Consider the following 18,938-nt stretch of genomic DNA (forward strand, 5'->3'; position numbering starts at 1 on the left):
GGATCGGGTATCAGTGCTTGTGTTCCAGCGCCGCCAGCCGTTCGGCTACTTTGTCGCCGATGGTGACGAGTATCGCCATCTCTGTCGCAGTGAGATGATCAATGAGCACGTCGCGGACGTCGGCCACGTGCTGCGGAGCCGCGATTTTGATCAGGTCGCTGCCCCGGGGAGTAATGGCGACTACCGCCCCCCGTTGGTCGGCGAGGCACCGCTCGCGGGACACCAGGCCGCGATTCTGCATCCGGCCCAGGTGCTGCGACAGGCGGCTCTTTTCCCAGCGCAACAACTGGCCGAGTTCGAACGACCTCAGCCGGCCTTCGGGCGCCTCAGAGAGATGGGCCAGGACCTGGTAGTCAGCGCCGGACAGCCCGCACCGGTTGCGCAGCTGCCGCTCGATGAACTCCGACAGGCCGTCCTGCATCTTCATCAAGCTGCGCCAGGCCTGCTGTTCTCGCTCGTCCAACCACCGCGGCTCGGTCACGCACGTCACTTTACCGTCTAGTTGACATGGTAACCAAGCGCCACGTACATTCTGGTTCACACGTTAACCAAATGGGTGTGTCGATGACACAGCCGTTGACAACGACGGGTGGGCATGGCGTCCTATCCAGCTCCAGAAAGCAGGCACTCCATGATCAGCATCAGCATTATCGGCCTGGGGAGTATGGGCCGCGCCATTGGCGCCCGCGCGGTCGAGGGCGGCCACGCCGTCGAGGTCGTCGGTCGCGACGCGGCCAAGGCCAAGGACCTGGCCCTCGCGCTCGGCGGCGGCGCCACGGCCGGGACATTCGGCACCGCCCCAGCCGGCGACATCGTCATCCTCGCCGTGCCGAACGCCAGCGCCGTGCCGGTCGTCGCCCAGTACGGCGACGCGCTAGCCGGCAAGGTCATCATCGACATCACCAACCCCATGAAAGCCGACGCCACCGGGCTGACCACCCCTGACGGCACTTCCGCCGCGCAGGAGATCGCCAAGGCCGCCCCGGCGAGCGCGCACGTCGTGAAGGCGTTCAACACCGTCTTCGGCCACGTCCTGACCCCGGGGCGCCCATTGGACGTGCTCTTCGCCGGCGACGACGCGCGGGCCAAGGCAAGCGTATCGGCCTTCATCGAGAGCCTCGGGTTGCGCCCGCTGGATGCCGGAGGCCTGGAGATGGCGCACTGGCTGGAAGGGACGGGCCTGCTGATGATCAACCTGGGCCGCCACGGCGTGGGGGACTTCAACTTCGCCCTCGGCGTCAGCAATCTCAGCTGAGCACACCCGCACCACCGATTCTTGCGCCAGCTCACTCATAAGGAACAGCAGAATGCGCGTTTTCGTCACTGGCGGGACCGGCCATTCCGGTTCGTACATCGTCCCCGAGCTCATCGCCGCCGGGCACGAGGTCACCGGCCTGGCCCGGTCGGACACTGCCGCGGCGGCGCTGTCCGCGCTCGGCGCGAAGGTGCGTCGCGGCGACCTCGGGGATCTCGACGGGCTCAAGGAAGCGGCTGCGGACTCCGACGGCGTCATCCACGTCGCGCACCGGCAAGACCTGCTTTTCTCCGGCGGGATCCACGCCGTGGCCGCCGCCGAGCTCCCGATCATGCTCGCCTACGGCGAGGCACTGGCGGGAACCGGAAAGCCGCTGGTCGCGGCGGGGAGCATCGGCTCGCCCGGGCAGGGATTCCTGGGCCGGACGGCCACCGAGGAGGACCCGGCCCTTCCCAGTGGCGATGAGCACAAGGGCACCCTGCGGGCTCGTAACGTCGTGGAAACCGCCGTAGTCGGCCTCGCCGAGCAGGGCGTGCGATCTTCGGTCGTGCGGATCGCCAACATCGCGCACAGCACGACCGATCGTGCCGGCTTCCTCCCGACGCTGATCGCGCTCGCGAAGGAGAAGGGCTTCATCGGCTACCCCGGAGACGGCGCGAACCTGTGGAACGCTGTGCACATCCGCGATGTCGCCTCCTTGTTCCGCCTGGCGCTGGAGAAGGGCCCGGCCGGCAAATACTGGCACGCGGTCGACGACGGGGGCATCCCGTTCCGCGAGATCGCCGAAGCCATCGGCAGCCGTCTGGGCCTGCCCGCCGTGAGCGTTCCCGTGGACGAACTGGTGCTGCCGGGATACTTCGGGTTCCTCGCGAACATCGTCACGCAGAGCTACCCGGCGTCCAACCTCGTCACCCGCCGGACCCTCGGCTGGGAACCCGCTCAGCCCCGCCTGCTCGCCGATCTGGACAACGGCCACTACTTCCCCGCCGGCTGATGACAGGACCCGAGTCTCAACGAGTCCGGCACATGACAAGGAGGGCGGCTCAGAATATGACGACTGTGGGATTCATCGGCAGCGGCGCCATCGGCAGCACCATCGCGCGGCTCGCCGTCGAGGCCGGGCATCAGGTCGTGCTCAGCAACTCGCGCCGTCCCGAAACGCTCGCGGACACGGTCGCAGAACTGGGGCCGCGGGCGTCCGCGGCGACGAGCGGGGAGGCCGCGGCGGCCGGTGACATCGTCGTGGTCACGGTGCCGGTCAAGGCGTTCCCCAACTTGCCCGCCGTGCCACTGGCCGGGAAGACGGTCATCGACACGTGCAACTACGGCCCCGAGCGTGACGGGCACATCCCCGCGCTCGACAGCAAGTCGCTCACCTCAAGCGAGCTGCTGCTGCAGTATCTCCCGGACGCCATGGTTGTGAAAGCGTTCAACAACATCTTCTTCAAGCACCTGTTGTCACTCGCCCGCCCGGCGGCGGGGGCGGCCGACCGCTCGTACCTGCCGATCGCCGGGGACTCCGCGCCGGCGAAGGCGGCGGTGACCGAATTCATCGAATCCATCGGGTACAGCGTGCTGGACGCGGGACCACTGGCCGACAGCTGGCGGCAAGCGACGGGCACCTGAAATCGTCCCAGCGGCTCCTGAGCGGGTCGGCCCCCGCGCGGCCAAGCCCACGCCGTCGGCATCGCGACATCAGAACGCGGTCCTGCGCCGTCAGGTCCCACGGGAGCGTTACGAGCCGACCGATCGCCTGTGGTCGGCTGTCTCACCAGCCCAGGTCATACCGTGATGGCGATCACCACGGCAATCCGGCGATCTTCAATCAACCTGACGTGCGGAAAACGGGGCTAGCCGTTCTAGCCAACCGGCTAGAGCAGGTTGGCGGGGAAGGTCAGGCCCTGGACCTTGACCTTCCCGCCCGAACAGGACACCTTCGGCGAATCGGTGTCGGGCACGATGACCGTCAGCAGTGACTTGGCGGCGGGGGAGACGACGACGTTCGTCGGCACCTTGGACAGGTACGTCGGCGACACCCACCCCAGTTTCCCGCCGCGCTGCACCTGCTGCCCACCCACCGGCTTGCACCCCGCCAGCTGGACCATCGTGACCCGGTACTTCCCGTCGCCCAGCACGACCCGGCCGCCGCCGTTGGAGATCACCTTGAGCGACGGGGCGAACCGCCACAGGTTCTTGACCTTCTTGCCGCCGGACGCGGTGTCGAGCACCGCCATCACGTCCTGGCCGTGGTTCACCAGCACCGATCGGGTACGGGAGGTGCCATAAGCCTTGTCGGTCAGCCGGAAGGCCTGCCGGTCCTTGCCGTACGAGGACTTGATGAGTTTGCTGGCCGTGCGCGGACGGAAGCGCCCGCCCACCACGGACGGCACGTTGTGGGCCTCGGGGGAGAGCGTCCAGTAGCGGTAGGAGCTCTTCTCGTAGGAGTTGAAACCGCCGTCGACCAGGATGTCGCGGCCCTGGGCGTAGTAGGTCACGCTCAGGTGGTCCTCGTGGCCGTGGAACTTCAGGCCGGGGCCGAACCTGATCGAGTAGAAGGCGGATTCGGGCTTGCCCCAGTCGGTCCGGCCGTACACGTAACCGGCCTTGTAGACCTTGACCTTCTCCTTGGGCGTGCCGGTCTCGATCTTGGGTTCGACCTCGGCGCTGCCGTCGCCGATCGGCACCATGAAGCCGTTGGGCTGGGTGGAGTGGGCCACGAACGTCTTGAGCGCGTCGGCCCGCCGGGTGATCTCGCCGGGCACCTTGCGGCCGCAGTCCTTCATGTTGGTCATCGCGACCATGAGCCTGCTGTGCACGTAGACGGCGTAGCGCGGCGCCTGCTCCATGAGCGCGCCCTGGGAGTCGACGTCGAGCTTGACCGTGCCGGTCAGCCGCTTGACGGCCAGGCTCAGCCAGTCCTTGCGGCCGTAGCGGCAGGCGATGCCCATGAGCGCGATGTCCTGGTCGATCCCGTGGTTGTGGCCCTTCTTGTACAGCCGCGAGTCGGTCAGGAGCTTGCCGTGCTCGGCCAGCGTCTGCTTGAGCCAGGCGTCCTTGACGTGCATGCTCAGGCAGACCAGTGCCTGGGAGCGGAGGGAGACGGGGTGGTCCTTCCAGGCGTACGACGGGGTGCCGCGGGCGCCCCGCCTGTTGCTCTGGGCCCAGTCCTTGGTGATCTCCACGGCCCGGTCGAGGTAACGCTCCTCGCCGCTGTTCTCGTACGCCACGACGAGCGTGCCCATCCAGCGCAGCGACTGGAAGACGAACTCCCACGAACGGTTGTGGTACGGGCTCATGCTCCAGTTGATCTTCTTGCCGATCTTCACCGGAGGCTGCTCGACCAGGGGCAGCTCACCCCGCATGACCTCGTCCGCCGTGGGCGTACCGGGCAGCCAGTCGCCCTGGCACTGCGAGGTGCGCTTCACCGACGTGTCGGCGTGCGCGGTGCTCACCAGCCCGGTGGAAACGAGCATGAGAGCGAGGGGGATCGCAAGGCGGCGCACGCCGGTTCCTTCCGGGCAAAAAGATGGGGGCGGAACATGCTGACCGAATCACGATCAACTGGTCAAGTTGGGTGCCGGATCGTTAGCGGCTCGATGCGGCTCGGTTTCCGGGCCGGACATTTCACGACATGCTGAGGGCATGAGATACGACGACATCGTGATCCCGGACACCCCCGTCTGCCGGGGCGCCTTGGAGGTGGCGACCAGGTATCACTCGCCCTCGTTGCTCAACCACTCCGTCCGCGCCTACCTGTGGGCGGCGGCGTACGCGGGGCTGCACGAGATCGCCTTCGACACCGAGCTCCTGTACGTGTCGTCGATGCTGCACGACATCGGGCTGACCGCGGAGTTCGACAGCCACACGGTGCCGTTCGAGGAGGCGGGCGGGCATGTGGCCTGGGCGTTCGCGGCGGGGGCCGGGTGGCCGGTCGAGCGCCGGGTCCGGGCCGCCGAGGTGATCATCCGTCACATGTGGGACGAGGTGCCGCTGGCGGAGGATCCCGAGGGACACCTGCTGGAGCTGTCGACCGGCATGGACATCTCGGGCCGGCGTACCGAGGAGATCCCCGCGGAGTTGCGGCAGGAGGTGCTCGCCCGCCATCCGCGGCTGGAGATCGCCAAGGAGTTCGCGGCCTGCGTGACCGAGCAGGGCACCCGCAAGCCGTCCAGCCTCGCGGGCCGGTTCGTCCGGGCGGGCATCACCGACCGCATCGCCCGCAACCCGCTGGATGGCTAGCGCCGACCAGCGCCGACCAGCGCTTCAGCTGGAGCGACGTCTCAGTGGACGACGCGGTGTGCGGCAGGGGCGGGTTCCAGGGTCACCCGGGCCACCGCCGGTACGCGATCCTGATCCAGCGCGCTGCGCATGTGCGGGATCGCCACGCCCGACAGGTGGTCCCTGAGCTCGCTCATCGGCGCCTGCTCGTCCGCCACGAGGCGCAGCCGTACCAGCAGCCGGGCGCCGGAGCCGCCGAGGTCGGCCCTGGCACTCAGCACGGCGGGGTTGGTCTCGACGTCCGCCGCGACCGCGGTCGTCATGCCCTTCGCGGTGAGGTCGGTGACGCCTCCGGGGCCGGTCTCCAGCCGCAGCGAGTCGCGGCTGTCGCGGCGCCCCTGGACGAACAGCCAGCGCAGGCCGAGCAGCGCCACGATCACGGCCACCAGCGCGATGGCCCACCAGATCCACGGGCTCCAGGCCGCGAAGAACGACCGCACGGAGAAGTTCACGATCGGCGTCAGCGCGCGGGCCCGCCCGAACGCCCCCAGGCCGCGGGCCAGCGCGTAGACGCCGAGCAGGAGCAGCACGATCCCGGTCAGGGCCAGACCCCAGCGGTTGCCGCGGCTCGTTCTGCGGTTCACTTGCGCTCCCTCACGTTGACCTTCACGTGGTACGCCTCGATGGGGCTCAGCGCCACGAGCCTGGACAGCACCGCGGTGTGTACGGCCGCACCGAACCGCTCCCGATCCCACCCGGCGGTGGTCGCGGTGACGGCGGCCGTGTGGCCGCGGACCGAGGCGCGGGCCGCGTGCACGCCCGGAACCCCTTCCGCGGCATGCGCCAGTGCCCTGGCGAAGCTCCTGCGCCGCATGCCGATGATCAGGTCCGCGTCCCCGGTACGTACCGGCACCAACCGCGGCCTGCCGGGCACCAGTGCGGCCACGATCAGCGCCAGCCCGACCAGCGCGACGATCGCGGCGCCGAACAGGAACAGCCCGTTGTTCCACGGAGTGGACGCCGCCCAGCTCAGCATCCGGTCCAGGCGAGCCCACCGCAGCGGCCGCCCGGCGAGCGCCGAGATCGTCTGCGCGGCCACCACCACACCCAGGATCGTGAGCAGCGCGGCCACCACGACGGCGGGTACGGTCCGCCGCGGCCTGAAGGCCCGCATCGCCGCCCGATCCGCCGCCCGCCCGGCGCCGCTCGCGGGCCGGTCCGTCACCTGGCCGATCGCACCGCCCAGCGGCGCCTCCATCGCCTGGTCGCCCAGGGTCGTCGTCACCGGTTCATCCGCCCCGTGGGCTCCGGTACTCATGGCGAAACCTCCGGACTCATGGCGAAACCTCCGGCGGTGTCCGCGGCGGCGGCTTCGGCGGTGCCTGTCGTGCGGTCTCCCGCGAGGTCTCCTGCGGTGCCTCCGGCAAGGACTCCCGCGAGAAGGTCTCCCGCGAGAAGGTCTCCCGCGAGGACCCCCACGTCGGCGCCGGTGGGGCCGTGAGTTCCGCCATCGTGATGTCCACATGGGACACCTGGAGTCCCGTCAGCGCGGCGATCCTGCTCGCCACGTGGCTCCTGATCGCGGCCGCCACCACGCGCAGCGGCATCGGATAGGCCACGGACACGGTCAGCCCGATCTCCACGGTGTCACCCCGCACCGTGGCGCTCGCCGGGCGCGTCCCGCGTAGCCCGCCGCGCTCGATCACCTCGCCCACCCCAGCCACCTCACCGGCGGCATGGCGGGCGATCTTGACCGCCACGCGGTCCGTGACCTCGGTACGGCCACGCCCCTCGGGAGGTACCGCCGGAGTAGGACGCTGCCCCGGCACCAGCACGGCGGACGCCTGAGACGCGGGCGTGTCCGTGGTCATCTCCGCCTCACGGTGAGGTTCGACAGGTTCACCTCGCCGCCCTCCATGATGCGGCCCACCAGAAGACCGATCGCGCCCAGGACGAGCACGAGGAGGAAGGCGCCGAGCCCGCCGATGGCGCCGACGATGCCCAGCACCATGCCTACGGCCATGCCGATCACGGGCAACCATGAGATGTTCATCTTGAGGTCTCCTTCACCGCGTCTTCGGGCCTCTTGTCTGTGGGCACCGTGTTGTCTGTGGACACCGTGTCTTCAGGCACCACGTCGTCGATCAGGATGTTCACCGGACGGTCGCCGGCCAGGTCGGCCACCGCCCGCCGCACCTCTTCCGCCGTCTCAGGCAGTGGGCGGCCAAGGCGCGCCACGATGGCGATGGTCACCTCGCGCTCGTCCACGGAGACGCCCATGAGGCGCTCGCCGGGCAGGTAGGTCGCCACCGTCCCGAAGAGACCGCCCGACAGCCCGGCCACCCCGGCGCAGGCGCGAACCCGCTCGGCGACCGACTGGGCCTCGCTCATCGGGGCCTCGGCCGTTCGGGCGCCACTCGCTTGAGCGTCGCTCGTCTGGGCATCACTCGCCGGGGCGCCGCTCGTCTGAGCGCCGCTCGTTTGGGCCTCGGTCATTGGACCCTGGGCCCCTGCTCCGACTTACCGCGAGACTGCTCGCCCGCGGCGGTGCCCATCCCGCTCTCCTCCCCGGCGGGTGTGTCCCGCATGGGCATGTGTACGTCGTCGACCCTGATGTTCACCTCGGTGACCTCGAGCCCGCACATGCGCTCGATCGCGTTGATGACGTTCCTGCGCACGGCCCCGGCCAACTCCGGGATCGCGATGCCGTACTCGGCGACCAGGTCGAGGTCCACGGCCGCCTGCCGCTGGCCCACCTCCACCGAGACGCCCTGAGAAAGGCTCTTGTCGCCGCCGACCATGCCGCGCATGGTGCTGAGTGCTCTGGCGGTGCCGCCACCCATGTCGTACACGCCGGACACTTCGCTCGCCGCGATGCCGGCGATCTTCGCGACGACCACGTCCTCGATGGTGGTGGTGCCCTTGTCGGTCACCAGTGACCCGGACGGGCCGCCTTCCATCGTCCTGGCCCGCGGTACCGTGCCCTGCTGATTGACTACCGTGTCAGCCACGATCCGTCACCTCCTGACACTCGATGTGTCACAAAGCCCTCGTAACCTCCAGGCAACCGAAAATGCGCGACAAAACGGACTTTAGGTACGTTTATGACCGATTCATGAGGCGGGCGGAGGGGGTGGCGGCGGCGATAGCCTTGTCAGGTGCGTATAGCGAGGTTCTCCACAGGCGAAGGCGTGTCGTTCGGCGTGGTCGAGGGTGGCCCTGGTGAGGAGTTCGTGTCCGCGATCTCCGGGCACCCGTTCGGGGACGTCCAGTTCACCGGCGAACGCCACCCGCTGTCCCAAGTGCGGCTGCTGGCCCCGATGCTGCCCAGCAAGGTGGTGGCCATCGGCAGAAACTACGCCGAGCACGCCCGTGAGCTGGGCAACGAGGTCCCGGACGAGCCGCTGATCTTCATCAAGCCGTCCACCTCCGTGATCGGCCACGGCGAGCCCATCGCCTACCCGACGTCGCTGTCCCACCGCGTCGACTACGAGGGCGAGCTGGCCCTGGTGATCGGCCGGCTCTGCCGCGAGGTACCGGTCGAGCGCGCCAAGGACGTCATCTTCGGCTACACGTGCGCCAACGACGTCACCGCCCGCGACCTGCAGAAGAAGGACGTCCAGTTCACCAGGGCCAAGGGCTTCGACACCTTCTGCCCGCTCGGGCCGTGGATCCAGACGGATCTCGACCCCTCCGACCTGGCGCTCACGACGACGGTCAACGGTGAGGTGCGCCAGAGCGGCCGTACCAACCAGCTCATCCACGACATTCCCGCGCTGGTCGCCTACGTCAGCGCGGTCATGACGCTGATCCCCGGTGACGTGATCCTGACCGGCACCCCGGCGGGCGTCGGCCCGGTCGAGGTCGGTGACGAGGTCAGCGTCGGCATCGAAGGCATCGGCACTCTGACGAACAAGGTGGTCTCCCGTGACTGATCTACGGGTGCGTTTCGCCCCGTCGCCTACCGGTATGTTCCACGTCGGCGGCGCCCGTACGGCGCTGTTCAACTGGGCGCTGGCCGAGCAGTCCGGCGGCCGCTTCGTGCTGCGCGTCGAGGACACCGACGCGACGCGCAACCGGCCCGAGTGGACCGAGGGCATCATCTCGGCGCTCGACTGGATCGGCATCAACGGCACCAACCCGGTGTTCGAGGGCCCCTATTTCCAGTCGGCCTACGAGCCGCAGCACCGCGAGGCCGTGGCCAAGCTGCTCGCCGACGGCAAGGCGTACTTCTGCGACTGCACCCGCGAGACGCTCGTCGCCCGCACCGGCTCCGAGCACAAGGGCTATGACGGGTTCTGCCGTGACCGGGGCCTGACCGAGGGCGCCGTCCGCTTCCGCACCTCCGACGAGGGCGTCACGGTCGTCGAGGACGTCATCAGGGGCCGGGTGGAGTTCCCCAACGACGCCCAGGAGGACTTCGTCATCGCCCGCACCGACGGCTCGCCGCTCTACGTGCTGGCCAACGCGGTCGACGACATCACCCAGGGCATCACCCACGTGGTGCGCGGTGAGGAGCACCTGGGCAACGCGGCCAAGCAGCAGCTCCTGTGGCCCGCGCTCGGCGCCAACCCGCCGGTCTGGGCGCACCTGCCGGTGATCGTCAACGAGCAGCGCAAGAAGCTGTCCAAGCGCCGCGACAAGGTGGCACTGGAGGACTACCGCGCCGAGGGCTACCTGGCCGAGGCCATGGTCAACTACCTCATGCTGCTCGGCTGGGGCCCCGGCGACGACCGCGAGATCATGCCGTGGGTGGAGATGATGCCGCTGTTCAAGCTGGAGAGCGTCAACTCCGCCAGCGCGTTCTTCGACGAGAAGAAGCTGCGGGCCTTCAACGGCGAGTACATCCGGGCCCTGCCCGTCGAGACGTTCGAGGAGCGCTGCTCGTCCTATCTCGAGGCCGACTGGGACCGGGAGATGTTCAGCAAGGTCGCGGCGCTGGCGCAGACCCGCATCACCGTGCTGTCCGAGATCAGGCAGAACGTCGACTTCCTCTTCCTCGACGAGCCCGTGTTCGACGAGGCATCCTGGGACAAGGCGATGAAGAACTCCCCGGTGGAGATCCTCGGTGGCTACCTGGAGCGGCTCCAGGGCGTCAGCTGGGACCCCGATTCGCTGAAGGAGGCGCTGGAGCAGGTCGGCGCCGCCCACGGACTCAAGCTGGGCAAGGCCCAGGCGCCCGTACGCGTCGCCGTCACGGGCCGGACGGTGGGCCTGCCGCTGTTCGAGTCGATCGAGGTGCTCGGCCGCGAACGCACCGAGGAGCGGATCCGCGCCGCCCTGGCCCGCCTCCAGGGCTGACGGCAACGATCCGGCGGGCACTCAGGGGTACGGCGCGCCGCCGCGCCCCTGAGCCGGTCGAGCACGCCGGACAGGGGGCAGCGGACAGACGCGGGGAGGTCAGAGGAGGCCGCGGCGCTCCAGCAGCGGCTGGATGCTGGGTTCCCGGCCGCGGAAGTTGCGGAAGGCGGTCAGCGGGTCGATGCTGCCGCCCCTGGACAGCAGCTCGCGGCGGAAGTGGTCGCCGTTCGCCCGCACCAGGCCGCCGTTCTCCTTGAACCACAGGACGCTCTCGGCGTCCAGCACCTCGCTCCAGATGTAGGAGTAGTAGCCGGCGCTGTAGCCCCCCGCGAAGATGTGCGCGAAGTAGTTGGTCCGGTAACGCGGCCGGACCGTCGGCAGGGCGATCCCGGCCGCCTCCAGCGCCGCGGACTCGAAAGCCTCGGCGTCGGCCACCGCCTCGCCCGCGGCCAGCTTGTGCCAGGCCCAGTCGAGGAGCGTCGCGGCCAGATATTCGACCGTCATGAAGCCCTGGTTGAACTTCTCCGCGGCCTTCATCTTCTCCACCAGCTCGGCGGGCATCGGCTCGCCGGTCTCGTGGTGCTTGGCGTAGTTGGCCAGGATCTCCGGCCAGGTCGCCCACATCTCGTTGACCTGGGACGGGTACTCGACGAAGTCGCGCGGCACGCTGGTGCCCGACACGCGGGGGAAGCGCACCTCGGAGAACAACCCGTGCAGCGCGTGCCCGAACTCGTGGAAAGCCGTGTTGACCTCGTCGTAGGTCAGCAGCGTCGGCCCGGAACCCGGCTTGGTGATGTTGAGGTTGTTCATCACGACCGGCAGCTCACCGAACAGGCCCGACTGGTCGACCAGGTTGTTCATCCACGCGCCGCCCCGCTTGTTGGGCCGGGCGTACGGGTCGAGCAGGAACAGGCCGAGCCGGCCGCCGTCCTCGTTGAACACCTCGTAGACGCGTACGTCCTCGTGGTAGCCCTTCAGGTCGGGCCGCTCGGTGAACGTGACGCCGTAGAGCCGCGTGGCCGCGTAGAACACGCCGTCGCGGTAGACGCGCCACAGCTCGAAGTAGGGTCGCATGGCCCCGGCGTCGAAGTCGTAGCGGGCCTGGCGCACCTTCTCCGAGTAGTAGGACCAGTCCCACGGCTCGACCGCGAACCCGGCCTGCTCGGTGAGCGCCTCCGCCTCTTTCTTCGCATTGCGTACGGCCGGCCCGACGAGCTGCCCCAGCATGGCCTCGACCGCCTCCACGGTCTTGGCCGTCTGGTCGGCGACCGTGTGGGCGGCGTGGTTGGGGAAGCCCAGCAGCGCGGCGCGTTCGGCCCGCAGCGTGGCCATCTTGATCGCCAGCTCGAAGTTGCGCGGCGCCCGCTCCACGCTCAGCGTGTAGAGCCTGCGACGCACGTCGCGGTCGGTGAGCTGGGCCAGCGCCGGCTGGTTGGTGTAGTTGAGCAGCGGCAGGACGTAACGCCCGTCCTTCGCCAGCGACTGGATCGTGGCCTCGTCGAAGCCGTCGAGATCCTTGGCGTCGTCGACGACCAGCGCGGACTCGCTCAGCGCTTTCAGCAGGTTCTGGGCGAACTCGGTGGACAGCCGGGACAACTCCTCGTTGAGCCGCCGCAGCTCGCCCTGCTCGACCTCCGTCAGGTCGGCGCCGGCCCTGACGAAGTCCTCACGGTATTTCTCCAGCAGCCACGACTCCTCGGGGTCGTCCGTGGTCACCCGCTTGACGCGGGCCCAGAGCGCGCGGTTGAGCCGGATCGCGTCGCTGTGCTTGGCCAGCGCGGGCGAGATCTGCTTCTCCAGCTCCAGGACGCCCTCCGTGGAGTTGGAGGAGACGATGCTGAAGAAGGCCGCGGACACGCGCTCCAGGATGCGCCCGGAACGCTCCAGCGCGGCGATCGTGTTGTCGAAGGTGGGCGGCTCACCGCTGTCCGCGATCGCCTCGACCTCGGCCAGCCCTTCCGCCATCCCGCGCTCGAACGCGGGGAGGTAGTGCTCCTCGCGGATCTCCTCGAAGGGCGGCAGCTGGTAGGGCAGGCTGCTGGGGGCGAAGAAGGGGTTCTCTGCCAACGCTTGGGCTCCTCCACGTGGTGCTTTGTCCCCCTCAGCTTGGCACGCCCGGCTCTCTTCCGCGCCCTGGAAGAAGGCGGTTCGGCAATCGTTTTGGTCTTGGCGCCCAAGCTGGGCTATTCTTTCGGACGTCGCCTTAACGCGCCCCACGGGGTTCGGGCCGGTGGGGTATGGTGTAATTGGCAGCACGACTGATTCTGGTTCAGTTAGTCTAGGTTCGAGTCCTGGTACCCCAGCGCTTAACGGATGTCTCATAGAGGCGTCCGTTTTTTGCTTATGGATGAATTTCGGATGCGGCCGGGGTCGTTCCTCGCCTTCCTGGCTCCCCTCCTGATGCCCCTCGTGCTCTTCTTCCCCGTGTGCCTGCTGCTCGGTGCGATCGTGACGGGCAGCACGGCCGCCGGAGTGCTGATCGGCGCCCTCGGCGTCGGCGCGCTCACCGGCGTGCTGGCGATCAAGCACCGCCGGATGGTGGCGGGCACCGTCGTGCGCTTCTCCCCGCAGGGCGTGGAGCTGGCCGACGCGCACGGCTTCCGCCTCCGGCTGGCGTGGGCCCGGATGGAGCGGATCGACGTCGTGGAGAGCCGGATGGCCAGCCCTCGTCCGATCGGCCGCCTCGGCGGCGTCCGGGTGCGGGCCGACGCCCTGCGGTCCGTCGGGCTGATCGGCTGGGGCGAGCGTGACGTGCCGCCGCGGATACCCCCGTGGATGCGGGCTCAGCTCGCCGCGGTGCCCGTCGATCCGGAGACCGGCCTCCAGTGGCTCGGCATTCCGCTCGGTGCCGTCGATCCACTCTGGGAACGCGGCCCGATGGGCGACTGGGTCCGCCGCCATAGGCCCGATCTGCTGGCCTGATAGTGGTTTGGTGGTGCTCCGAGGGTGCGGTAGAGTTACCTGCGTTGCCGGGGGAACCTGGCAAAATCGCTTGTGGACAGGGTCCCGTCGTCTAGTGGCCCAGGACGCCGCCCTCTCAAGGCGGTAGCGCCGGTTCGAATCCGGTCGGGACTACCACTGCCACAAGCTCACGAAGGTCCCGTCGTCTAGTGGCCCAGGACGCCGCCCTCTCAAGGCGGTAGCGCCGGTTCGAATCCGGTCGGGACTACATTTCATCACCGCTCTCGGTCGCATTTCGCGCCGGGGGCTTTTTCTTTTGCCCGTCCAAGCCGGTGGCCAGCCCAAGACGTCGCTGGAACGGCGATGGCGCCGCTCCAGCGACTGGAGCGGCGCCATCCCGTACGGAAAGTGCCTAGGAGTTGGAGCGGGCCTTGAACAGCGCCCGCCGCGCCGCCTTGGCGACCTGCTTGTCCGGGTGGACCTGAGAGATCAGGTCCAGCAGCTCCTCCACGTGCGCGTGCGGGATCTTCCAGATCACCTCGAGCAGGTTGTTGAGCAGCTCCGGCCCGATGTCCCGCAGGCTCCCGATGAACTCCGACCGGCCGAGCCCGGCCGAGATCGTCCACATGTCGAGGATCAGCCAGTGGGTGTCGTCCTGCGTCGGCTCCGGCGCGCCCTCCACCTGGAGCTGGCTCAGGTGCGTGGCCGCGTAGGGGCGCAGCGAGGACTGCTTCAGCGCCTCCTGCCAGGCCGGGATCGCCGCCTCGCCGAGCGTGCCGACCACGCTGGCCGCCTGCACCCGGATGAGCGCGTCCGACTCGTCCTGGGCGGCGGCCTCCAGCAGCTCCTCGGCTGCCTTGCCGGGCTCGCGCAGCCGCATCCAGTCGGCGAACTCGGCGTCGGCCTCCTCCTCCGGCAGCTCGGCGCTGAGCGCGAGCAGCTCGTGGGCGCTCATCGACTCGATGGCCGGCCGCGCGTCGACCTCGATGTCGGAGTCGTCCACCAGGTGGACGACGCCCTCGGTGCCGAGCGGCGTGAGGCTGACCGTCTGGCCGGTGACCTCGACCATGCCGTAGCCGGTCAGCCAGGCGAGCGCCCCGGCGAGCGGGTCGCCCGCCGCCTCCCAGGCGTCGGCGCCCAGCTCGTCGAGCTCCGCGGCCGCCTCGGCCAGCTCCTGGCCGAGCTCCGCGAGGTCGCGGGAGCCGCCACCGAGGAGCAGCCTGACCAGCGCCCCCCGCGTGAGGCCCGCCAGGGCCATGGTGAGGTCCTCGTCGGCCAGTTCGGGGTCGCCGTAGTCGACCGAGTGCAGGCCGAGCATCCAGGCGTCGAGCACGTCCTCGTCGTCGTCGAACGGCCACTCGGACGTGTCGTCCTGGACGCCCACGGTGTTGGCGTCACCCGGCTCCAGGAACTCCAGGTCGACGGCGAGGTTCCAGACGTTCCACAGGTGCGGGACGGCCTCGGCGAGCGAGCCCTCGGTCTCCGGCCTGGGCAGTCCGACGGCGGTCAGCGCCTCGGCCACCTCGTCGTCGGAGAGCAGGGTGTCTTCCCCCACCCTGCGCCCGGAGCCCACCCACACGGCCAGGTCGCGCGCCTGGGCGATCAGCGGCACCTCGCGGGCGGCCGTGGCCAGCTCGGAGTCGGGGCGCAGCCTGATCGTGTCGAGGTCGGCCAGCGCGTCGGCGAACGGCTCGAAGTCGCCCAGGTCGCCGATCTCCTCCTCCTCCTCATCGTCGTCGCCTTCGGCGTCGTCGTCGAGGAGGTCCTCCATCAGCTCGACGAAGTCGTCCTCGACGTCGTCGAGCTCGGCCTGCAGGTCGGAGAGGGAGTCAGAACCCTCGGTGAGCCGTCCGGTCTGCGAGAGGAACGTCAGGTACGCGTCGACGGCCGGGAGCATCCCGTCGGCCGCGGCGTCGGGGTCCTCCACGACCTTGGGCATGCGGTCGAGCAGCAGGTTGCGCAGGTCGGCACGCTTCCACGTGCCGAGATCCTGGGAGAAGGCGAGGCGGTGCCACAGCGCCGCTGGTCCCACGAGCTCGGGGTCGCTCTCGGGCGCGTTGTCGCGCGCCCAGATGATGAACTCTTCGAGCAGGGGTCGCAGCTCAGTGGCGGCTACCTCGATGCGATCTGTCACGCACTCAGGCTAGTGCGCCCGCGAGGCACTCGGCTCCCCAAATAGGCGCTTTTGCTGATCATGACGTGCGGCGCATCGCTTCCGTGATGCGTTCGGCCGCCGCCATGACGGGCACCGCGTGCAGCCGGCCGGGGGCTCTCGTCAGCCGTTCGATGGGCCCGGAAACCGAGACCGACGCGATGACCTTGCCGCCGCTGCCCCTTATCGGCGCGGAGACGCTGGCCACCCCCTGCTCGCGCTCGCCCACACTGTGCGCCCATCCTCTGCGCCGCACCGACGCCAGCGTGGCGGCGGTGAACTTGGCGCCGCGCAGCCCCCGGTGCAGGCGGTCGGGCTCCTCCCACGCCAGCAATATCTGGGCGGCGGAACCCGCCGTCATCGGCAACGCCGAGCCCACGGGCACGGTGTCGCGCAACCCGCTGGACCGTTCGGCCGCCGCCACGCAGACCCGCTCGTCACCCTGGCGCCGGTAGAGCTGCGCGCTCTCGCCGGTGAGGTCGCGCAACTGCATCAGCACGGGCGCGGCCACCGCGAGCAACCGGTCCTCACCCGCCGCCGTGGACAACTCGGAAAGCCGTGGGCCGAGCACGAACCTGCCCTGCGTGTCACGGGTCACGATGCGGTGGTGCTCGAGTGCGACGGCGAGCCGATGGGCCGTGGGCCGGGCCAGGCCGGTGGCCTGGACCAGCTGTGCCAGCGAAGCGGGACCCGCTTCGAGGGCATTGAGTACCAGAACGGCCTTGTCCAGTACGCCGACTCCGCTAGAGTTGTCCATACACCGATACTGACGTCTCGACATATGAGAAGGCAAGTCGGAGGACACTCCCGCGAGGGAGCGCGATGGGGAGCATCGCATCAACCAGGAGGAGATCATGGCCCGCACATTGGCGGAGAAGGTCTGGGAGCAGCATGTCGTGCGCCGCGCCGACGGCGAACCCGACCTCCTCTACATCGACCTGCACCTCATCCACGAGGTGACCAGCCCGCAGGCGTTCGACGGTCTCCGTCTCGCCGGGCGGACCGTGCGCAGGCCTGAGCTCACCATCGCCACCGAAGACCACAACGTGCCGACCGTGCTCGGCCCGATCGCCGACCCGGTGTCCAAGACGCAGGTCGAGACGCTGCGCAAGAACGCCGCCGAGTTCGGCATCCGGCTGCATCCCATGGGTGACGCGGGTCAGGGCGTGGTGCACATCATCGGCCCGCAGTTCGGCCTGACCCAGCCGGGCATGACGATCGTCTGCGGTGACTCCCACACCTCCACGCACGGCGCGTTCGGCGGCATCGCGTTCGGCATCGGCACCTCCGAGGTCGAGCACGTGCTGGCCACCCAGACGCTGCCGGCCTACCGGCCGAAGACGATGGCCATCGAGGTCTCGGGCGAGCTGCCCGTCGGCGTCACGGCCAAGGACCTGATCCTGGCCATCATCGCCAAGATCGGCACCGGCGGCGGCCAGGGCTACATCGTCGAATACCGTGGTGAGGCCGTACGCAAGCTCTCCATGGAGGGCCGCATGACGGTCTGCAACATGTCGATCGAGGCCGGCGCCCGCGCGGGCCTGATCGCGCCCGACGAGACGACCTTCGACTACCTCAAGGGCCGTCAGCACGCGCCGACCGGCGAGGCGTGGGACCAGGCCGTCGAATACTGGAAGTCGCTGCGCACCGACGACGACGCCGTGTTCGACAAGGTGGTCGAGATCGACGCCTCGACGCTCACCCCGTACGTCACCTGGGGCACTAACCCGGGCCAGGGCCTGCCGCTGGACGCGTCCGTGCCCAGCCCCGAGGACTTCGCCGACCCGATCGCCCGCTCGGCGGCCGAGCGGGCGCTGGAGTACATGGGCCTCACGGCCGGCACGCCGCTGCGCGAGATCGAGGTCGACACGGTCTTCGTCGGCTCGTGCACCAACGGCCGCATCGAGGACCTGCGCTCCGCCGCCGAGATCCTGCGCGGCCGCCAGGTCACCACCCGCACGCTGATCGTGCCCGGCTCGATGCTGGTCAAGCTCCAGGCCGAGCAGGAGGGCCTGCACGAGGTGTTCAAGGCCGCCGGCGCCGAATGGCGCGAGGCGGGCTGCTCGATGTGCCTCGGCATGAACCCCGACACGCTCCAGCCGGGCGAGCGCAGCGCCTCCACCTCCAACCGCAACTTCGAGGGCCGCCAGGGCAAGGGTGGCCGCACCCATCTGGTGTCGCCGCAGGTCGCCGCCGCGACCGCCGTCACCGGCCGCCTGACCGCCCCCGCCGATCTCGTTTAGGAGAGCCTTCCGATGGACGCCTTCACCACCCACACCGGTACGGCGGTGCCGCTGCGCCGCAGCAACGTCGACACCGACCAGATCATCCCGGCCGTCTGGCTCAAGCAGGTCAGTCGGACCGGGTTCGAGAAGGGCCTGTTCGCCGCCTGGCGCGAGGACCCGGCGTTCGTGCTCAACGACCCGGTCTACAACGGCGCCTCGATCCTCGTCTCGGGCCCTGACTTCGGCACCGGCTCCTCGCGCGAGCACGCCGTGTGGGCCCTGCAGCAGTACGGCTTCCGCGCCGTGATCGCCGCCCGCTTCGGCGACATCTTCCGCAACAACTCCACCAAGATGGGCCTGCTCCCGGTCGTCCTGCCGGGCGACAAGGTCGAGGCGCTCCAGGCGGCCGTCGAGGCCGACCCGGGGCTGGAGGTGACCGTCGACCTCGTGGAGCGCCAGGTCCGCTGGGCCGGGGAGAGCGTCGGGTTCGAGATCGACGACTACACCCGCTGGCGCCTCATGGAGGGCCTCGACGACATCGGACTGACCCTGCGTCATGCCGACGATGTGGCGACGTACGAGAATGGTCGGCAGCCATGGCTGCCGACGACCGTCTAGAAGACGACGAACTGGCGCGGCGGCTGCGCGAAGCGCACCGCCGCGTCCGCATGCTGCCCGCCGCCGAGAAGGAACGGCTGGGCCGCCGTTACGTCGCGATCTGCGATCTGGCGAAGCGGGATCCGGAAAGGGCGGCGACCCGCCTCGACGCGTTTCTCGCCACACTCGACAGCGATTTCGACACGCCACGCGCACCCGAAAACACGCTCGGTGATTGAGTTCCCCCGCGATCCCGCCTACTTTCGAGCGCGTAAGGGGTTTCTACCGA

Annotated in this window: 21 protein-coding genes and 3 tRNA genes; 13 read left to right on the forward strand and 11 right to left on the reverse strand. The window is 69.3% G+C overall.

Annotation, left to right across the window (positions count from 1 at the left end; all coding sequences use genetic code 11):
- Positions 1-10: 10 nt before the first annotated feature.
- Positions 11-481 carry a MarR family winged helix-turn-helix transcriptional regulator gene (locus AB0C30_RS29035; protein ID WP_357950358.1) on the reverse strand — a complete coding sequence of 157 codons (471 nt, stop codon included), beginning with the start codon at positions 479-481 and terminating at the stop codon, positions 11-13.
- A 150-nt stretch (positions 482-631) separates the two neighbouring features.
- On the opposite strand from AB0C30_RS29035, the gene AB0C30_RS29040 reads away from it, so the two are divergent.
- From AB0C30_RS29040 to AB0C30_RS29050, 3 genes are read left to right on the forward strand one after another with little or no spacing between them, the layout of a single operon-like run.
- The gene (locus AB0C30_RS29040; protein ID WP_357950361.1) at positions 632-1,255 is read left to right on the forward strand and encodes an NAD(P)-binding domain-containing protein; all 624 of its coding nucleotides are present in this window, start codon (positions 632-634) and stop codon (positions 1,253-1,255) included.
- Positions 1,256-1,307: 52 nt separating this feature from the next.
- Positions 1,308-2,249: an SDR family oxidoreductase gene (locus AB0C30_RS29045; protein ID WP_357950364.1), complete on the forward strand. Its 942-nt coding sequence runs from the start codon at positions 1,308-1,310 to the stop codon at positions 2,247-2,249.
- 56 nt (positions 2,250-2,305) lie between these two features.
- Positions 2,306-2,881, forward strand: a complete 576-nt coding sequence (locus AB0C30_RS29050) for an NAD(P)-binding domain-containing protein (RefSeq protein WP_357950367.1) — start codon at positions 2,306-2,308, stop codon at positions 2,879-2,881.
- Between the two features lie 245 nt (positions 2,882-3,126).
- Here AB0C30_RS29050 and AB0C30_RS29055 read toward each other — a convergent pair whose 3' ends face one another.
- Positions 3,127-4,758 (reverse strand): heparinase II/III family protein, encoded by a 1,632-nt coding sequence (locus AB0C30_RS29055; protein ID WP_357950370.1) that lies wholly within the window; start codon positions 4,756-4,758, stop codon positions 3,127-3,129.
- A gap of 139 nt (positions 4,759-4,897) precedes the next feature.
- Between AB0C30_RS29055 and AB0C30_RS29060 the strand changes: the two genes are divergently transcribed.
- The gene (locus AB0C30_RS29060; RefSeq protein ID WP_357950373.1) at positions 4,898-5,494 is read left to right on the forward strand and encodes a cyanamide hydratase; all 597 of its coding nucleotides are present in this window, start codon (positions 4,898-4,900) and stop codon (positions 5,492-5,494) included.
- A gap of 41 nt (positions 5,495-5,535) precedes the next feature.
- On the opposite strand, the gene AB0C30_RS29065 is transcribed toward AB0C30_RS29060, so the two are convergent.
- The 6 genes from AB0C30_RS29065 to AB0C30_RS29090 all read right to left on the reverse strand — a co-directional run bounded on the left by AB0C30_RS29065 (position 5,536) and on the right by AB0C30_RS29090 (position 8,433).
- Positions 5,536-6,117, reverse strand: coding sequence for an alkaline shock response membrane anchor protein AmaP (locus AB0C30_RS29065; RefSeq protein WP_357950376.1), 582 nt, complete (start codon positions 6,115-6,117; stop codon positions 5,536-5,538).
- Positions 6,114-6,791, reverse strand: a complete 678-nt coding sequence (locus AB0C30_RS29070; protein WP_357950379.1) for a DUF6286 domain-containing protein — start codon at positions 6,789-6,791, stop codon at positions 6,114-6,116. The genes AB0C30_RS29065 and AB0C30_RS29070 overlap by 4 nt, the downstream gene beginning before the upstream one ends.
- Before the next feature lie 16 nt (positions 6,792-6,807).
- Positions 6,808-7,344 carry an Asp23/Gls24 family envelope stress response protein gene (locus AB0C30_RS29075; RefSeq protein WP_357950382.1) on the reverse strand — a complete coding sequence of 179 codons (537 nt, stop codon included), beginning with the start codon at positions 7,342-7,344 and terminating at the stop codon, positions 6,808-6,810.
- Positions 7,341-7,526: a hypothetical protein gene (locus tag AB0C30_RS29080; RefSeq protein WP_357950385.1), complete on the reverse strand. Its 186-nt coding sequence runs from the start codon at positions 7,524-7,526 to the stop codon at positions 7,341-7,343. Before AB0C30_RS29080 ends, AB0C30_RS29075 begins: the two co-directional genes overlap by 4 nt.
- Entirely contained in the window at positions 7,523-7,864 is a 342-nt protein-coding gene (locus tag AB0C30_RS29085; RefSeq protein WP_357950388.1) for a hypothetical protein, read from the reverse strand. The genes AB0C30_RS29080 and AB0C30_RS29085 overlap by 4 nt, the downstream gene beginning before the upstream one ends.
- Before the next feature lie 101 nt (positions 7,865-7,965).
- Positions 7,966-8,433, reverse strand: coding sequence for an Asp23/Gls24 family envelope stress response protein (locus AB0C30_RS29090; RefSeq protein WP_357950760.1), 468 nt, complete (start codon positions 8,431-8,433; stop codon positions 7,966-7,968).
- Positions 8,434-8,631: 198 nt separating this feature from the next.
- On the opposite strand from AB0C30_RS29090, the gene AB0C30_RS29095 reads away from it, so the two are divergent.
- Positions 8,632-9,408, forward strand: coding sequence for a fumarylacetoacetate hydrolase family protein (locus AB0C30_RS29095; RefSeq protein WP_225291995.1), 777 nt, complete (start codon positions 8,632-8,634; stop codon positions 9,406-9,408).
- Positions 9,401-10,774: a glutamate--tRNA ligase gene (gltX, locus tag AB0C30_RS29100; RefSeq protein ID WP_357950391.1), complete on the forward strand. Its 1,374-nt coding sequence runs from the start codon at positions 9,401-9,403 to the stop codon at positions 10,772-10,774. The genes AB0C30_RS29095 and gltX overlap by 8 nt, the downstream gene beginning before the upstream one ends.
- 99 nt (positions 10,775-10,873) lie before the next feature.
- Here the strand turns inward: gltX and AB0C30_RS29105 are convergent, their stop codons facing one another.
- Positions 10,874-12,841, reverse strand: coding sequence for a M3 family metallopeptidase (locus AB0C30_RS29105; protein WP_357950394.1), 1,968 nt, complete (start codon positions 12,839-12,841; stop codon positions 10,874-10,876).
- Positions 12,842-13,005: 164 nt separating this feature from the next.
- Between AB0C30_RS29105 and AB0C30_RS29110 the strand changes: the two genes are divergently transcribed.
- The 4 genes from AB0C30_RS29110 (at position 13,006) to AB0C30_RS29125 (ending at position 13,943) form a co-directional block, all read left to right on the forward strand.
- Positions 13,006-13,077: transfer RNA gene (locus AB0C30_RS29110), tRNA-Gln, on the forward strand.
- Between the two features lie 40 nt (positions 13,078-13,117).
- The gene (locus AB0C30_RS29115; protein ID WP_357950397.1) at positions 13,118-13,696 is read left to right on the forward strand and encodes a hypothetical protein; all 579 of its coding nucleotides are present in this window, start codon (positions 13,118-13,120) and stop codon (positions 13,694-13,696) included.
- 80 nt (positions 13,697-13,776) lie between these two features.
- Positions 13,777-13,852: transfer RNA gene (locus AB0C30_RS29120), tRNA-Glu, on the forward strand.
- An 18-nt stretch (positions 13,853-13,870) separates the two neighbouring features.
- Positions 13,871-13,943, forward strand: a tRNA-Glu gene (locus AB0C30_RS29125).
- A gap of 144 nt (positions 13,944-14,087) precedes the next feature.
- Here the strand turns inward: AB0C30_RS29125 and AB0C30_RS29130 are convergent.
- Both AB0C30_RS29130 and AB0C30_RS29135 read right to left on the reverse strand, forming a co-directional pair.
- Positions 14,088-15,809 (reverse strand): hypothetical protein, encoded by a 1,722-nt coding sequence (locus AB0C30_RS29130; RefSeq protein WP_357950400.1) that lies wholly within the window; start codon positions 15,807-15,809, stop codon positions 14,088-14,090.
- Positions 15,810-15,867: 58 nt separating this feature from the next.
- A complete protein-coding gene (locus AB0C30_RS29135) occupies positions 15,868-16,584 on the reverse strand; it encodes an IclR family transcriptional regulator (RefSeq protein WP_357950403.1) in 717 nt (238 codons plus the stop codon).
- Positions 16,585-16,681: 97 nt separating this feature from the next.
- Between AB0C30_RS29135 and leuC the strand changes: the two genes are divergently transcribed.
- From leuC to AB0C30_RS29150, 3 genes are read left to right on the forward strand one after another with little or no spacing between them, the layout of a single operon-like run.
- Positions 16,682-18,070: a 3-isopropylmalate dehydratase large subunit gene (leuC, locus tag AB0C30_RS29140; RefSeq protein ID WP_357950406.1), complete on the forward strand. Its 1,389-nt coding sequence runs from the start codon at positions 16,682-16,684 to the stop codon at positions 18,068-18,070.
- Between the two features lie 12 nt (positions 18,071-18,082).
- Positions 18,083-18,670 (forward strand): 3-isopropylmalate dehydratase small subunit, encoded by a 588-nt coding sequence (leuD, locus tag AB0C30_RS29145; RefSeq protein ID WP_357950408.1) that lies wholly within the window; start codon positions 18,083-18,085, stop codon positions 18,668-18,670.
- Entirely contained in the window at positions 18,649-18,888 is a 240-nt protein-coding gene (locus AB0C30_RS29150) for a hypothetical protein (RefSeq protein ID WP_357950411.1), read from the forward strand. Before leuD ends, AB0C30_RS29150 begins: the two co-directional genes overlap by 22 nt.
- The last annotated feature ends 50 nt before the right edge of the window (positions 18,889-18,938 follow it).

The organism is Nonomuraea sp. NPDC048901 (assembly GCF_040649695.1).
In the GTDB taxonomy this organism is placed as follows: domain Bacteria; phylum Actinomycetota; class Actinomycetes; order Streptosporangiales; family Streptosporangiaceae; genus Nonomuraea.

Bases quoted from the DNA above. Each gene is read 5' to 3' on its own strand.
- AB0C30_RS29040 (WP_357950361.1), top strand. From the start codon at position 632: ATGATCAGCATCAGCATTATCGGCCTGGGGAGTATGGGCCGCGCCATT.
- AB0C30_RS29045 (WP_357950364.1), top strand. From the start codon at position 1,308: ATGCGCGTTTTCGTCACTGGCGGGACCGGCCATTCCGGTTCGTACATC.
- AB0C30_RS29050 (WP_357950367.1), top strand. From the start codon at position 2,306: ATGACGACTGTGGGATTCATCGGCAGCGGCGCCATCGGCAGCACCATC.
- AB0C30_RS29060 (WP_357950373.1), top strand. From the start codon at position 4,898: ATGAGATACGACGACATCGTGATCCCGGACACCCCCGTCTGCCGGGGC.
- AB0C30_RS29070 (WP_357950379.1), bottom strand. From the start codon at position 6,791: ATGAGTACCGGAGCCCACGGGGCGGATGAACCGGTGACGACGACCCTG.
- AB0C30_RS29075 (WP_357950382.1), bottom strand. From the start codon at position 7,344: ATGACCACGGACACGCCCGCGTCTCAGGCGTCCGCCGTGCTGGTGCCG.
- AB0C30_RS29080 (WP_357950385.1), bottom strand. From the start codon at position 7,526: ATGAACATCTCATGGTTGCCCGTGATCGGCATGGCCGTAGGCATGGTG.
- AB0C30_RS29085 (WP_357950388.1), bottom strand. From the start codon at position 7,864: ATGAGCGAGGCCCAGTCGGTCGCCGAGCGGGTTCGCGCCTGCGCCGGG.
- AB0C30_RS29090 (WP_357950760.1), bottom strand. From the start codon at position 8,433: ATGGAAGGCGGCCCGTCCGGGTCACTGGTGACCGACAAGGGCACCACC.
- AB0C30_RS29115 (WP_357950397.1), top strand. From the start codon at position 13,118: ATGGATGAATTTCGGATGCGGCCGGGGTCGTTCCTCGCCTTCCTGGCT.
- AB0C30_RS29135 (WP_357950403.1), bottom strand. From the start codon at position 16,584: ATGGACAACTCTAGCGGAGTCGGCGTACTGGACAAGGCCGTTCTGGTA.
- leuC (WP_357950406.1), top strand. From the start codon at position 16,682: ATGGCCCGCACATTGGCGGAGAAGGTCTGGGAGCAGCATGTCGTGCGC.
- leuD (WP_357950408.1), top strand. From the start codon at position 18,083: ATGGACGCCTTCACCACCCACACCGGTACGGCGGTGCCGCTGCGCCGC.
- AB0C30_RS29150 (WP_357950411.1), top strand. From the start codon at position 18,649: ATGGCTGCCGACGACCGTCTAGAAGACGACGAACTGGCGCGGCGGCTG.